Annotated in this window: 12 protein-coding genes; all 12 read left to right on the top strand. The window is 71.0% G+C overall.

Annotation, left to right across the window (positions count from 1 at the left end):
- Positions 1–2 precede the first annotated feature (2 nt).
- Positions 3–785, top strand: a complete 783-nt coding sequence (locus tag HHL28_RS18240) for a Mur ligase family protein (protein WP_404326398.1) — start codon at positions 3–5, stop codon at positions 783–785.
- On the top strand, positions 785–1393 hold the full coding sequence (locus tag HHL28_RS18235) for a glutamate ligase domain-containing protein (RefSeq protein WP_404326396.1): 609 nt from the start codon (positions 785–787) through the stop codon (positions 1391–1393). The genes HHL28_RS18240 and HHL28_RS18235 overlap by 1 nt, the downstream gene beginning before the upstream one ends.
- Positions 1390–2514, top strand: coding sequence for a putative lipid II flippase FtsW (gene ftsW, locus HHL28_RS03355; RefSeq protein WP_075770776.1), 1125 nt, complete (start codon positions 1390–1392; stop codon positions 2512–2514). Before HHL28_RS18235 ends, ftsW begins: the two co-directional genes overlap by 4 nt.
- Positions 2511–3641 carry an undecaprenyldiphospho-muramoylpentapeptide beta-N-acetylglucosaminyltransferase gene (gene murG / locus HHL28_RS03350; protein ID WP_075770777.1) on the top strand — a complete coding sequence of 377 codons (1131 nt, stop codon included), beginning with the start codon at positions 2511–2513 and terminating at the stop codon, positions 3639–3641. The genes ftsW and murG overlap by 4 nt, the downstream gene beginning before the upstream one ends.
- Positions 3638–3832, top strand: a complete 195-nt coding sequence (locus HHL28_RS03345) for a hypothetical protein (protein ID WP_075770778.1) — start codon at positions 3638–3640, stop codon at positions 3830–3832. The genes murG and HHL28_RS03345 overlap by 4 nt, the downstream gene beginning before the upstream one ends.
- Positions 3833–3836: 4 nt before the next feature.
- Positions 3837–5264 carry a UDP-N-acetylmuramate--L-alanine ligase gene (gene murC / locus HHL28_RS03340; RefSeq protein WP_075770779.1) on the top strand — a complete coding sequence of 476 codons (1428 nt, stop codon included), beginning with the start codon at positions 3837–3839 and terminating at the stop codon, positions 5262–5264.
- Between the two features lie 5 nt (positions 5265–5269).
- The gene (murB, locus tag HHL28_RS03335; RefSeq protein ID WP_075770798.1) at positions 5270–6199 is read left to right on the top strand and encodes a UDP-N-acetylmuramate dehydrogenase; all 930 of its coding nucleotides are present in this window, start codon (positions 5270–5272) and stop codon (positions 6197–6199) included.
- 244 nt (positions 6200–6443) lie between these two features.
- Entirely contained in the window at positions 6444–7376 is a 933-nt protein-coding gene (locus HHL28_RS03330) for a D-alanine--D-alanine ligase (protein WP_075770780.1), read from the top strand.
- Positions 7364–8281 (top strand): cell division protein FtsQ/DivIB, encoded by a 918-nt coding sequence (locus tag HHL28_RS03325; RefSeq protein ID WP_083699038.1) that lies wholly within the window; start codon positions 7364–7366, stop codon positions 8279–8281. Before HHL28_RS03330 ends, HHL28_RS03325 begins: the two co-directional genes overlap by 13 nt.
- An 18-nt stretch (positions 8282–8299) precedes the next feature.
- Positions 8300–9580, top strand: coding sequence for a cell division protein FtsA (ftsA, locus tag HHL28_RS03320; RefSeq protein ID WP_075770781.1), 1281 nt, complete (start codon positions 8300–8302; stop codon positions 9578–9580).
- Positions 9581–9759: 179 nt separating this feature from the next.
- Positions 9760–11466, top strand: coding sequence for a cell division protein FtsZ (ftsZ, locus tag HHL28_RS03315; protein WP_169654694.1), 1707 nt, complete (start codon positions 9760–9762; stop codon positions 11464–11466).
- 546 nt (positions 11467–12012) lie between these two features.
- Positions 12013–12903, top strand: coding sequence for a UDP-3-O-acyl-N-acetylglucosamine deacetylase (lpxC, locus tag HHL28_RS03310; protein ID WP_404326393.1), 891 nt, complete (start codon positions 12013–12015; stop codon positions 12901–12903).
- Positions 12904–13174: the final 271 nt, after the last annotated feature.

Below are 13174 nucleotides of genomic sequence, written 5' to 3'. Positions count from 1 at the left end.
GGATGATCGACCTCTCCGCCCTGAAGGGACAGCGTTATGCGGTGATGGGCCTCGCCCGCTCCGGCCTGACGGCCGCCCGCGCCCTGGCCGCCGGCGGGGCGGAGGTGCTGGCCTGGGACGACGGCGCCGCCGGCCGTGAGGCCGCGACGAAGGCCGGCATCGCCTTGACGGACCTGCACAGCGCCGACCTGTCCGGCGTGGCCGCTTTGGTCCTGTCCCCCGGCATCCCCCACACCTTCCCCGCCCCCCACTCGGTGGCGGCACGGGCCAAGGCGGCCGGCGTTCCCATCATCGGCGACGTGGAGCTGCTGCGGCGGGCCCAACCGGACGCCACCTACCTCGGCATCACGGGCACCAACGGCAAGTCCACCACCACCGCCCTCACCGGCCACATCCTGAAGGAGGTTGGCCTGCGGGTTGAGGTGGGCGGGAACCTGGGCATCCCCGTCCTGTCCTTCGCCCCCTTGGGCAAGGGCGACGTGTACGTGCTGGAGATGTCCAGCTACCAGCTTGAGCTGACCCCCAGCCTGGGCTTCGACGCGGCGGTGCTGCTTAACATCACCCCGGACCACCTTGACCGCCATGGCGGGATGGACGGGTATGTGGCGGCCAAGCGGCTGGCGTTCCAGCCCGGCGCCCCCGCCCCTGTCGCCATCCTGGGCATCGACGACCCGCACACCGCGGCCATGGCCGACGCGCTGGAGGCGGAGGGCGGGCGTACCGTCATCCGGATCAGCGCCGAGCAGCATGTCCCGAACGGCATCTCCGCCCCGACGGTATCCTGATGGATGGGGGTACCCGGATCATCGACCTGCGCGACTGCCCCGCCCTGCCCGGCCGGCACAATTGGCAGAACGCCTGCGCCGCCTATGCCCTGTGCCGCGCCGCCGGCGTGGGCGCGGAAGCCATCGCCGCGGCAATGCGCACCTTCCCGGGCCTCGCCCACCGGCAGCAGCTGGTGGCGACCCTGGACGGGGTGCGGTTCATCAATGACAGCAAGGCCACCAACGCCGACGCCGCGGCCAAGGCCCTGGCCTGCTACGCCCCCATCTATTGGATCCTGGGCGGCAAGCCCAAGGACACCGGGCTGGAGGGGCTGGATGGCTTCATGCCCAACGTGGCCCGCGCCTTCCTGATCGGGGAGGCGACGGAGGACTTCGCCGCGTGGCTGTCCGCCCGCGGCGTGGCGTTCGAGCGCTGCGGGACCATGGCGAACGCCGTCCCCGCCGCCCATGCCGCCGCGGCCAAGGACCCCGCGGGCAAGGCCGTGGTGCTGCTGTCCCCGGCCTGCGCCAGTTTCGACCAGTACCCGAACTTCGAGGTCCGCGGCGACGACTTCGTCCGCCAGGTCCGGGCCTTGGCCAACGACAAGAACCAGGGGGCGCCCGCATGATGTCCTTCGCCCGCACCGACCATTCCATCCTGGGCCGCTGGTGGTGGACGGTGGACCGCTGGACCCTGGCTGCCGTGGTGCTGATCGCCGTCATCGGCGTGGTGCTGATCCAGGCCGCCAGCCCCGCGGTGGCGGAGCGCATCGGCCTCAGCACCTTCCACTTCATCGAGCGGCACCTGATGGTGCTGTTGCCGTCCCTGGGCCTGGTCTTCGCCGTCAGCCTGTTGAGCCCCCGCGGGGTGCGCCGGCTGTCGGTGATCATGTTCCTGGCAGCGGCCCTCGGGGTGTTCCTGACCCTGTTCATCGGCATGGAGATCAAGGGCGCCACCCGGTGGCTGCACGTCCCCGGCCTGTCCATCCAGCCGTCTGAGTTCCTGAAGCCCGCCTTCGCCGTGGTGGCCGCCTGGCTGTTCGCCCTGCAGAAGAACCAGGAGAACTTCCCCGGCATGGCCATCTGCGTCGGGCTCTGGGCCCTTTGCGTGCTGCTGCTGATGAGCCAGCCCGACCTGGGCCAGACCTTCGTCGTCACCGCCGTCTTCGCCGGCCAGTTCTTCCTGGCGGGACTGCCCATCATCCTGGTGGCCATCCTGGTGGTGCTCGGCGTGTCCGGCCTGGTCAGCGCCTATTTCCTGTTCGACCACGTGAAGAGCCGCGTGGACCGCTTCCTGGACCCTGCCGCCGGCGACAATTACCAGGTCGCCCGGTCGCTTGAGGCTTTCGAGAACGGCGGCCTTTGGGGCACCGGCCCGGGCCAGGGGACGGTGAAGATGTCCATCCCCGACAGCCATGCGGACTTCATCTTCTCCGTGGCGGGGGAGGAGTTGGGGCTGATCTTCTGCGTCATCATCATCCTGCTGTTCGCCTTCGTCGTGCTGCGCAGCTTCATGCGCGCCCACAACGACCAGAGCCTGTTCGTCATGCTGGCCGCCGCCGGCCTGACCATGCAGTTCGGCCTGCAGGCCTTCATCAACATGGCGTCCAGCCTGCACCTGATGCCCACCAAGGGCATGACCCTGCCCTTCATCAGCTATGGCGGCTCGTCCCTGATCGCGCTGGGCATCGGCATGGGCATGCTGCTGGCCCTGACCCGCAGGCGCTTCGGCGCGGGGGAGGCCACGTGAGCCAAGGCCCCGTCATCCTGGCCGCCGGGGGCACCGGCGGGCACATGTTCCCGGCGGAAGCGCTGGCGCGGGAGCTGCTGGACCGCGGCCGGGACGTGGTGCTGGTGACCGACATCCGCGGCAAGGCCTTCGGCGATGCCCTGCCCGCCGTGCGGGTGGAGCGCATCCGCGCCGCCACCGCCGCCCCGGGCATCGTGGGCAAGGTCCGCATGGTGGTGGAGCTGGTGGCCGGCACGGCCCAGGCCCGCACCCTGTTGCGCAGCCTGAAACCGTCCCTGGTGGTGGGCTTCGGCGGCTATCCTTCCGTCCCCACCGTGTTCGCCGCCCAGCAGGCGGGCATCCCCACCGTGCTGCATGAGCAGAACGCCGTGCTGGGCCGGGCCAACAAGCTGCTGGCCGGCAAGGCCCGCCTGATCTGCACCAGCTTCCCCGAGGTGAAGGGCCTGGGTGCGGCCGACGGGCGCCGCATCGTCCGCACCGGCAACCCGGTGCGCCCGGCCATCCTGTCCTTGCGGGACTGCCCCTACCCCGCCCCCTGCCACCAGGGCCCGCTGAACCTGCTGGTCACCGGCGGCAGCCAGGGGGCCAGCGTGTTCGGGGAGGTGGTTCCCCGCGCCATCGCCATGCTGCCGGAGGCCACCCGCCTGCGCCTGAAGGTCGTGCAGCAGGCCAGGCCGGAGAACATCAACGAGGCCCGCGACGCCTATGTGAAGATGGGCGTGGACGCCACCCTGGCGCCCTTCTTCAAGGACATGCCGGATCGCTTGGCCCATTGCCACCTGATGATCGGCCGGTCCGGCGCCGGCACGGTGGCGGAGCTGTCGGTGGCGGGCCGCCCCGCCATCCTGGTGCCCTACCCCCACGCCATGGACGACCACCAGGCCGCCAACGCCAAGTCCATCGAGGCAGCCGGCGGCGCCTGGGTCATGCCCCAGAACGGCAGCTTCTCACCGGAAGCGCTGGCACGGAAGCTGGAGGCCCTGTTCGCCGACCCCCATGCGTTGACGGAGGCCGCGAAGGCCGCGGCATCCTGGGGCATCCCGGATGCCGCCCAGCGGCTGGCGGACGCGGTGCTGCGGCTGGTCGCCGCCGATGGCGGCAGTGGGAGCGGGGAGATGGCGGCATGAGCATCCATCCCGCTTTCCATCCCGCCCTGCCCCCGATCCACGAATTGGTGGGCCGCTTCCCCCTGCTGGTGGGTGACATCAGGGGTGAAGACGTGGTTTCTGCGCCCCCCGGCCCGGCGCTGCCGGACGCCGACAGCTTCGACCCCTGCCTTGACGACCTGACCGGCCCGTTGCCGGATTTCCTGGAGTGACGCCATGCGGGCCCTGCCGCTGAACATCGGGACCATCCACTTCGTCGGCATCGGCGGCATCGGCATGTCCGGCATCGCGGAGGTGCTGCACAACCTCGGCTATGCGGTCCAGGGCAGCGACGTGGCGGACAATTACAATGTCCAGCGCCTGCGCAAGCTGGGCATCAAGGTGGAGATCGGCCACCGGGCGGAGAATGTCGGCGAGGCCGCCGTCATCGTCATCTCCAGCGCCGTGAAGAAGGACAACCCGGAGGTCGTGCAGGCCCGGTCCAACCTGCTTCCCGTCGTCCGCCGGGCGGAGATGCTGGGTGAGTTGATGCGCCTGAAATGGTCCATCGCCATCGCCGGCACCCACGGCAAGACCACGACGACGAGCATGGTCGCAGCATTGCTGGACGGCGCCGGCTTCGACCCCACCATCATCAACGGCGGCATCATCAACAGCATCGGCACCAATGCCAAGCTGGGCGCCGGCGACTGGATGGTGGTGGAGGCGGACGAGAGCGACGGCACCTTCACCCGCCTGCCCGCCACCATCGGCATCGTCACCAACATCGACCCGGAGCACCTGGACCATTACGGCACCTTCGAGGAGGTGAAGAAGGCCTTCGACCGGTTCGTGGAGAACATCCCCTTCTACGGTTTCGCGGCCCTGTGCATCGACCACCCGGAGGTGCAGGCCCTGATCGGCCGCGTGGACCGCCGCATCGTCACCTACGGCTTCAGCCCCCAGGCCGACGTGCGCGCCGTGAACGTGGAGACCAACACCCGCGGCTGCTTCTACGACGTGGCGGTGTCGGAGCGGGTGATGGGGGAGGCGCGGGTGGTGCAGGGCGTGCACCTGCCCATGTACGGCCTGCACAACGTCCAGAACTCCCTGGCCGCCATCGCCGTGGCCATCAACATGGGCATCCCGGACGAGGCGATCCGCCAATCCTATGCCCGCTTCACCGGGGTCAAGCGCCGCTTCACCAAGACCGGGGAGAGCAACGGCATCGTCGTCATCGACGATTACGGCCACCACCCCGTGGAGATCCAGGCGGTGCTGAAGGCGGCCCGCATGGCCGGCACCGGCCGCACCATCGCCGTGGTGCAGCCCCACCGCTACAGCCGCCTGTCCAGCCTGTTCAACGAGTTCTGCGCCTGCTTCAACGACGCCGACGCGGTGATCGTGGCCGATGTGTATGCCGCCGGCGAGCAGCCCATAGAGGGCGCCAGCAAGGAGGCCCTGGTGGAGGGGCTGCGGTCCCGCGGCCACCGGCAGGCCGTGGCCCTCCCCTCGCCCGAGGCGCTGCCCAGCCTGGTGCGCGACATGGCCCGGCCGGGCGACATGGTGGTCTGCCTCGGCGCCGGCAACATCACCCAGTGGGCGGCCAGCCTGCCGGCGGAGCTGGACCGGCTGTTCGGCCTGGACAAGGGGGCGCCGCGGTGACCGACCTGGCCCTCTCCGGCAAGGACCTGCTGACGCGACTGCCGCCCGTGCGCGGCCGGTTGCAGGCGGGCGCGCCGTTGGGGCCGATGACCTGGTTCCGCGTCGGCGGCCCGGCGGAGGTGCTGTTCCGCCCGGCGGATGAGGAGGATCTGGCCGCCTTCCTGGCCGGCTGCCCGGCGGATGTGCCGGTGACCGTGATCGGCGTCGCCAGCAACCTGCTGGTCCGCGACGGCGGCGTGCCCGGCGTGACCATCCGCCTCGGCGGCCCCTTCGCCGAGGTGGCGGTGGAGGGGACCAGCGTGACCGCGGGGGCCGGCGCCCTGGACCTGACCGTGGCCCTGACCGCGCAGCAGCATGGGCTGGGCGGCCTGGAGTTCCTGTCCGGCATCCCCGGGACCATCGGGGGGGCCGTGCGCATGAACGCCGGCGCCTATGGCGGGGAGGTGGTGGATGTCATCACCGACGCCCGGGGCATCGACCGCCAGGGCCGCACCCACATCTATGACCGCGACGCCCTGCACCTGACCTACCGCCACTGCGGCGTGCCGGACGACGTCATCTTCACCCGCGCCACCTTCCAGGGCCGCCCGGAGGACGGGTCGGTGGTGAAGGCCCGCATCGACGCCATCCAGCAGGCCCGTGCCGACAGCCAGCCCGTGCGCGCCCGCACCGGCGGCAGCACCTTCGCCAACCCCGAGGGGCACAAGGCCTGGCAGTTGATCGACGCGGCGGGGTGCCGCGGCTTGGCCATCGGCGGGGCGCAGGTCTCGGAGAAGCACTGCAACTTCCTGCTGAACCTGGGGGACGCCACCGCCGCGGACATCGAGTCGCTGGGCGAGACGGTGCGCCGCCGGGTGCGGGAGACCAGCGGCGTGGAGTTGCGCTGGGAAATCCGCCGCATCGGCCTACCCCTTCCGGGGGAGGTAGCGCCATGACTGTGGCCGCGCCGATTCACTTGCGAGTCTTTCCGGCAACAGGTCGGGGGCCAGTGGAATCCCTGGCGCGACTCGGCCCAACAATGCCGCTTGCGGCTCCGCGACTCGTCAGTTACACCGGATTTTGTGGTAATCCTGCCGGCGCGTCACACAAAATGTTGCGCCGGAAAGAAGAAGTTCGGAATTTCCGTAAAAGGCTGTCCGACGGGCAATGTTGGGTTGTCGGGCAGGCGGGGGATGGGGCATGACGGATCAGCGCGCGAAGCACGTGGCGATCCTGCTCGGCGGCTGGTCCGCGGAGCGGGAAGTGTCGCTCGTGTCCGGGGCGAAGATTGCCGCCGCCCTGGAATCAAAGGGTTACCGGGTCACCGCCGTCGACGTGCAGCGGGACCTGGCCGGCCTGCTGGCCGCCCTGACGCCCAAGCCCGACGTGGTCTTCAACGCCCTGCACGGCAAGGGCGGGGAGGACGGGCTGATCCAGGGCGTGCTCGAATACTTGCACGTTCCGTATACGCACTCCTCGGCCCTGGCCTCCGCCCTCGCCATGGACAAGGCCATGGCCAAGCGGGTGCTTTCCACCGTCGGCATGCCGGTGGCGGACGGCGTCGTCGCCACCAAGGACCAGGTGCTGGCCGGCCATGTCCTGCCGCCGCCCTATGTGGTGAAGCCGGTGGATGAGGGCTCCAGCGTCGGCGTCCGCATCGTGCGGGAAGGGGACAACCACACGATCCTGGAGGAGGATGGCTGGGTCTATGGCGACCGCGTCCTGGTGGAGCAGTTCATCCCCGGGCGGGAGCTGACGGTCGGCGTCATGGGCGACCGCGCCCTGGCGGTGACGGAGATCGTGCCCCACGCCAACTTCTTCGACTACACCGCCAAATATTCCGACGGCGGCGCCGACCATGTCTGCCCGGCCAAGCTGCCGGAAGAGGTGACGCGGGAAGCCATGCGCCTTGCCCTGCTGGCCCACCAGACCCTGGGCTGCACCGGCGTGTCCCGCACCGACTTCCGCTGGGACGACGCCAAGCCCGGCGTCTCCGGCCTCTGCTACCTGGAGACCAACACCCAACCCGGCTTCACGCCCGTCTCCCTGTTGCCGGAGCAGGCGGCCTACCGGGGCATCTCCTATGCCGACCTGTGTGCCTGGATCGTGGAGCATGCCCGATGCCACGCGTGACCCATAGCGACGCCCTGATGCCCGACAACCCGCGCGCCCGCATCGCGGAAAGCGCGCGGCGCAACACGGTGAAGGCGGCCCAGCGCGCCAACCGCCGGCGCGCCATGCCCCGCTGGGCCCTGCCCGCCCTGCGGGTGGGCCTGCGCGCCGCCCCGGCCCTGGTGCTGGCGGCCCTGGGTATCTGGGGCTGGACCAGCGGGCGCCTGCCCGCGGCCTGGGACGCCACGTCGGAGGCCTTCCTGGCCCACTCCGCCCAGGCCGGGCTGGCGGTGCAGGAGGTGCTGGTCACCGGCCGCAAGGAGTCCGACAAGGCCGCCGTGCTGGCCGCCCTGGGCGTGCAGCGCGGCACTCCCATCCTGTCCTTCGACCCCCAGTCGGCCCGCGAGGCGCTGGAATCCATCCCCTGGGTGGCCGCGGCGACGGTGGAGCGGCGGCTGCCCGACACAATCTTCGTCAAGATCGTGGAGCGCACCCCCATGGCCATCTGGCAGCACGACCAGACGCTGCGCCTGGTGGACGCCGACGGCGTGGTGCTGAGCGAGAAGGACCTGGCCCGCTGGGGCGACCTGCCCATGCTGGTGGGCGCCGAGGCGCCGAAGCGCGGCCGGGAGCTACTGCAACTCCTCCAGTCGGAGCCCAGCATCGGCCAGCGGGTCCAGGCCGCCGTGCTGGTGGGCGGCCGGCGCTGGGACCTGCGGCTGGACAACGGCATCGACGTGCGCCTGCCGGAGCACGGGCTGGGCGACGCGCTGCGCCAGCTCGCCACCGTGCAGCAGACCAACAAGCTGCTGGAGCGGGACGTGGTGGCCATCGACCTGCGGGTGCCGGACCGGCTGTCGGTCCAGACCTCGGCGGCGGCGGCGGAGGCAAGGCGCAAGCCGGCCGACGCCAAGAAGCAGATCTGAGCGGAAGGGGGCGGGCAGATGGCATTCCCAGGGGCGTTGAACGTCCGGTCGAAGCCGAAGCGGGTGCCGCGGGGCGGCACCATCGCGGCTTTGGACGTCGGCTCCACGAAGGTCGTCTGCTTCATCGCCCGCGTGGAGGATGCGGGCGCCATCCGCGTCATCGGCATCGGCCACCAGATCAGCCGCGGCGTCCGCTCCGGTGGCATCGTGGACATGGAAGCGGCGGAGACCGCCATCGGCACCGCCGTCCACGCGGCGGAGACCATGGCGGGTGAGCAGATCCGGGAGGTGCTGGTCAGCCTGTCCGGCGGCCAGCCGGAGAGCCAGACCCTGACCGTGGAGACCCCGGTCTTCGGGCCGGAGATCAGCGACACCGACGTGCGCAAGGCCCTGGCCCATGCCCGCCACCTGGATGTCAGCGCCGACGCGGAGCTGATCCATTCCATCCCCGTGGGCTACACGGTGGACGGGTCCAAGGGCATCCGCGACCCCCGCGGCATGGTGGGGGAGAAGCTGGGCGTGCGGCTGCACGTGGTCACCGCCGCCGCGGGGCCGGTGCGCAACCTCAGCTCCTGCGTCGGGCGCTGCCACCTGGGCGTGGAGGGCTTCGTCATGAGCCCCTATGCCGCCGGGCTGTCCTGCCTGGTGGAGGACGAGATGGACCTGGGCGTCACCGTGATCGACATGGGCGGCGGCACCACCAGCATGTCCGTGTTCTTCGACGGCAAGATGGTCTGGTGCGACAGCATCCCCCTGGGCGGCGCCCACGTCACCAACGACATCGCCCGCGGCCTGACCACCCCGCTGGCCCATGCCGAGCGGCTGAAGACCCTGTACGGCTCCGCCATGCCCGCGGTCAGCGACGAGCGGGAGATCATCGACGTCCCCCAGGTGGGGGAGGAGGAGCGCGGCCAGGCCAACCACGTGCCGAAGTCGCTGCTGGTCGGCATCATCCAGCCCCGGCTGGAGGAGATCTTCGAGCTGGTCCGCGGCCGGCTGGAGGCGTCCGGCTTCGCCAAGGTGGCCGGCCGCCGCGTCGTGCTGACCGGCGGCGCCAGCCAGTTGCCCGGCATGCGCGACCTGGCGCAGCAGGTGCTGGACAAGCAGGTGCGCATGGGCCGCCCCCTTCGCATCGGCGGGCTGGCGGAGAATGTCAGCGGCCCGGCCTTCGCGGCGGCCGCCGGCCTGCTGGCCTATGCCATGCAGCAGCACCAGGACCTGCCCGCCCTCGCCCCGCTGATGCCCCCGTCCACCGGGCTGTGGGGCAAGCTGAACGGCTGGATCAAGGAGTACCTGTGATGGTGCCCAGGGTCCCCCTCCCCCGCCGCGTCGGCGCGCCTTAACGGTTCGGCCCGCGCACCCGACACCAGACCCCCGGCTAGGCCGACACCGACCCTAGCCCCCGCCCACCGCCCCATAAACGCGAGACACCGCCGGCGCCCCACCCGCCGGCACTCCTGAGCCAGAGGAGCCCCGAGATGAGCATCAAGGTCAGCATCCCCACCGTCGAGGTCCAGACCAAGCCCCGCATCACCGTCTTCGGTGTGGGTGGCGCCGGCGGCAACGCCGTCAACAACATGATCCGCTCCAACCTGGAGGGGGTCGAGTTCGTGGTCGCCAACACGGACGCGCAGGCCTTGCAGGGCAACCTCGCCCAGAAGCGCATCCAGCTCGGCTCCACCATCACCCGGGGCCTGGGCGCCGGTAGCCGCCCCGACGTGGGCCGCGCCGCGGCGGAGGAGCAGCTGGAGGAGATCCTCGGCCACCTCTCCGGCACCAACATGTGCTTCATCACCGCCGGCATGGGCGGCGGCACCGGCACGGGTGCCGCCCCGGTCATCGCCCGCGCGGCCCGTGAGCAGGGCATCCTGACCGTCGGCGTGGTGACCAAGCCCTTCAACTTCGAGGGCGCGCACCGCATGCGCACCGCGGAGTCGGGCATCGGCGAGCTGACCCAGTATGTCGACACGCTGATCATCATCCCGAACCAGAACCTGTTCCGCATCGCCAACGAGCGCACGACCTTCGCCGACGCCTTCAAGATGGCGGACGACGTGCTGCATGCCGGCGTGCGCGGCGTCACCGACCTGATGGTGATGCCCGGCCTGATCAACCTGGACTTCGCCGACATCCGCACCGTGATGACGGAGATGGGCAAGGCCATGATGGGCACCGGTGAGGCGACGGGTGAGCGCCGCGCCATCGACGCCGCCGAGGCCGCCATCAGCAACCCGCTGCTGGACGACATCAGCATGAAGGGCGCCCGCGGCGTGCTGATCAACATCACCGGCGGCTACGACATGACCCTGTTCGAGGTGGACGAGGCCGCCAACCGCATCCGCGACGAGGTGGACCCCGAGGCCAACATCATCTTCGGCTCCACCTTCGACGAGCACATGGAAGGCAAGATGCGGGTGTCCGTGGTGGCCACCGGCATCGACACCATCGCCGCCCAGCAGCCCCGCCCCGCGGCCCAGCCGACGCTCCAGGTGGTCAGCAGCCAGCCGGCCGGCGCCCGTCCGGCAATGCGCCCCGTGCCCGCCGCCCCCGCGCCGGCCCGCCCGGCCATGCAGCCGGCCCCGATGCCCGGCGCCGCCCCGGGCTATGCCAACCTGACCCCCGCCCCCGTCGCCCCGCAGGCGGTGTCGGTGGAGCCCGTGGCCCGCGCCGAGGAGCAGGCCCAGCCTGCCGCCCCGGCCCCCATGGCCATGGAGCACGCCCCCGCCCCCGTGCAGGAGCCCGCCCCGCGCATGTTCGAGCAGGCGGCCCCCCGCGCCGCCCAGCCGGCCCCCACCGGCCCGCTGCGTGGCCAGCGCAGCGACACGGGCTTCGTGGCGCCCCGCCCGGCCGACGGCGGCCCCCGCGTCTCCAACGCGCCGGAGCGCTTCACCCCGCCGGCCCCGGCGGAGAAGAAGGCCGGCCTGTTCCAGCGCATGTTCGGCTTCGCCGGCGGCAACAGCGCCCCGGCCCCGGCCGAGCCGCCGCGCCAGCCCCAGGCCCCGCAGGCGCCCTACGCCAACGGCCACGCCCAGCCGCAGCCCTACCCGTCCCAGCGGCAGGCCCCGGCGCCCGCCCCGCAGCAGCCTAACCTCGCCACCGAGCCGGGCCCCCGCGCCCCCAAGCCCGCCGCTGGTGAGGACGACATGCTGGACATCCCCGCCTTCCTGCGCCGCCAGGCCAACTGACGGGCACACGCTTCCGGCCGGGCGGGCGACCGCCCGGCCCACGGCCTGGCTGGGCCGGCCCCTTCCCGCGGGGGCCGGCCATTTTTTTGCGCGTCACCTGACATCCGGGAATGATGGTTCTCCCTCTGCAACCATCGGCGGATGTATGCGTTCATACATTACACCCGCCGCAGACCCGCCTTCCTGGACCATCCGGGGATGCGGATCGCGATTGCATTTCCGCGTCGCAGCACACGGCCGGGTAAAGGGCCGCCGGGCCGGCCGGGACTGTTAAAGGGGCATCGTGACAGCCGTCACAGACTGCCAAATTTCCGTCATGATTCAGCCACTTAGCGCCGGTTTCCGGATGTAATATTCGGTAACAAAGCGTGATTTGAGCCGGGACGCCGACAGGCCTATCTGTGGGTCGTGGCAGTTCGCCCCTTGCTGCGTTGCATGCTGGCTCCATGCGGCACGGCACCCCGGGAACGGGGACCCCCGGCGACGGGGATGGGGCGCGGATCGCCGATGGGGCAAGCGAGACCCCCGAGACACGGAAGAGCGGCAATGGCCTGGCAACAGACCCTGAAGTCCCCGATCGAGTGCACCGGCGTCGGCGTCCATTCCGGCAAGCGGGTGCGCATGGTCCTCCGGCCGGCCCCGGCCGACACGGGCATCAGCTTCGTGCGCACCGACCTGCCCGCCGGCACCAACGTGATCCCGGCGCTCTGGGACAAGGTGGCGGACACGCGCCTCTGCACCGTCATCGCCAACGGGCACGGCGCCAGCGTCGGCACCATCGAGCACCTGATGGCCGCCCTGCGCGGCTGCGGCATCGACAACGCGATGGTGGAGCTGGACGGCGCCGAGGTGCCGATCATGGACGGCAGCGCCGCCCCCTTCGTCTTCCTGGTGGAGTGCGCGGGCATCCAGGCCCAGGACGCGCCCCGCAAGGTCATCCGCGTCCTGAAGGAGGTGCGGGTGCAGGACGGCGACAAGGTCGTCACCCTCTCCCCCGCCCCCCACGCGGCTTTCCGGGCAGAGATCGTCTATGACAACACCGCCCTGATCCGCCGCCAGCAGGGTTCCCTGCGGCTGGTGGACGGCAGCTTCAAGGCGGAGGTCAGCAACGCCCGCACCTTCGGCTTCCTGCATGAGGTTGAGGCCATGCGCAAGGCGGGCCTGGGCCTCGGCGGCTCGCTGGAGAACGCCGTCGTCATCAGCGGCGACCGGGTGCTGAACGAGGGCGGCCTGCGCAGCCCGGATGAGTTCATCCGCCACAAGATCCTGGACGCGGTGGGCGACCTGTACCTGGCCGGCGCGCCGATCCTGGGCCAGTACCACGGCGTCAAGGGCGGCCACGCCATGAACAACAAGGTCCTCCACGCCCTGTTCGCCGATCCCACCGCCTGGCGGCTGGAGGAGGAGTGGGTGGAGCAGACAGCCGCCGTCGCTTGACCCTGCAAGGCGCGGGACGTCACCCCGGGCTTGACCCGGGGCCCTCGGGATCGGTCGATGCAGGGCACCGAAAGCCCCTGCGGCGCCCGGCTTTCCTGACCACACCCCCGCTGCCGCGCCATCGGCACGTCCGCTTTCCCAAGGGCCCCGGGTCAGGCCCGGGGTGACATCCAGTGCCCCGCACGACGCTGTTCCGCCCTGAAATCCCCGCAATCCGCTGGCTTTGATCACCCGGTCGGGTTGGCCCATGCAGTTTGCCGCTTGGCGACTG

The sequence above is a fragment of the Aerophototrophica crusticola genome (genome assembly GCF_012913305.1).
Classification (GTDB): Bacteria; Pseudomonadota; Alphaproteobacteria; order Azospirillales; family Azospirillaceae; genus Niveispirillum; species Niveispirillum crusticola.
Note: the sequence above shows the minus strand (reverse complement) of the source record. Positions and strands in the feature narration are given on the sequence as shown.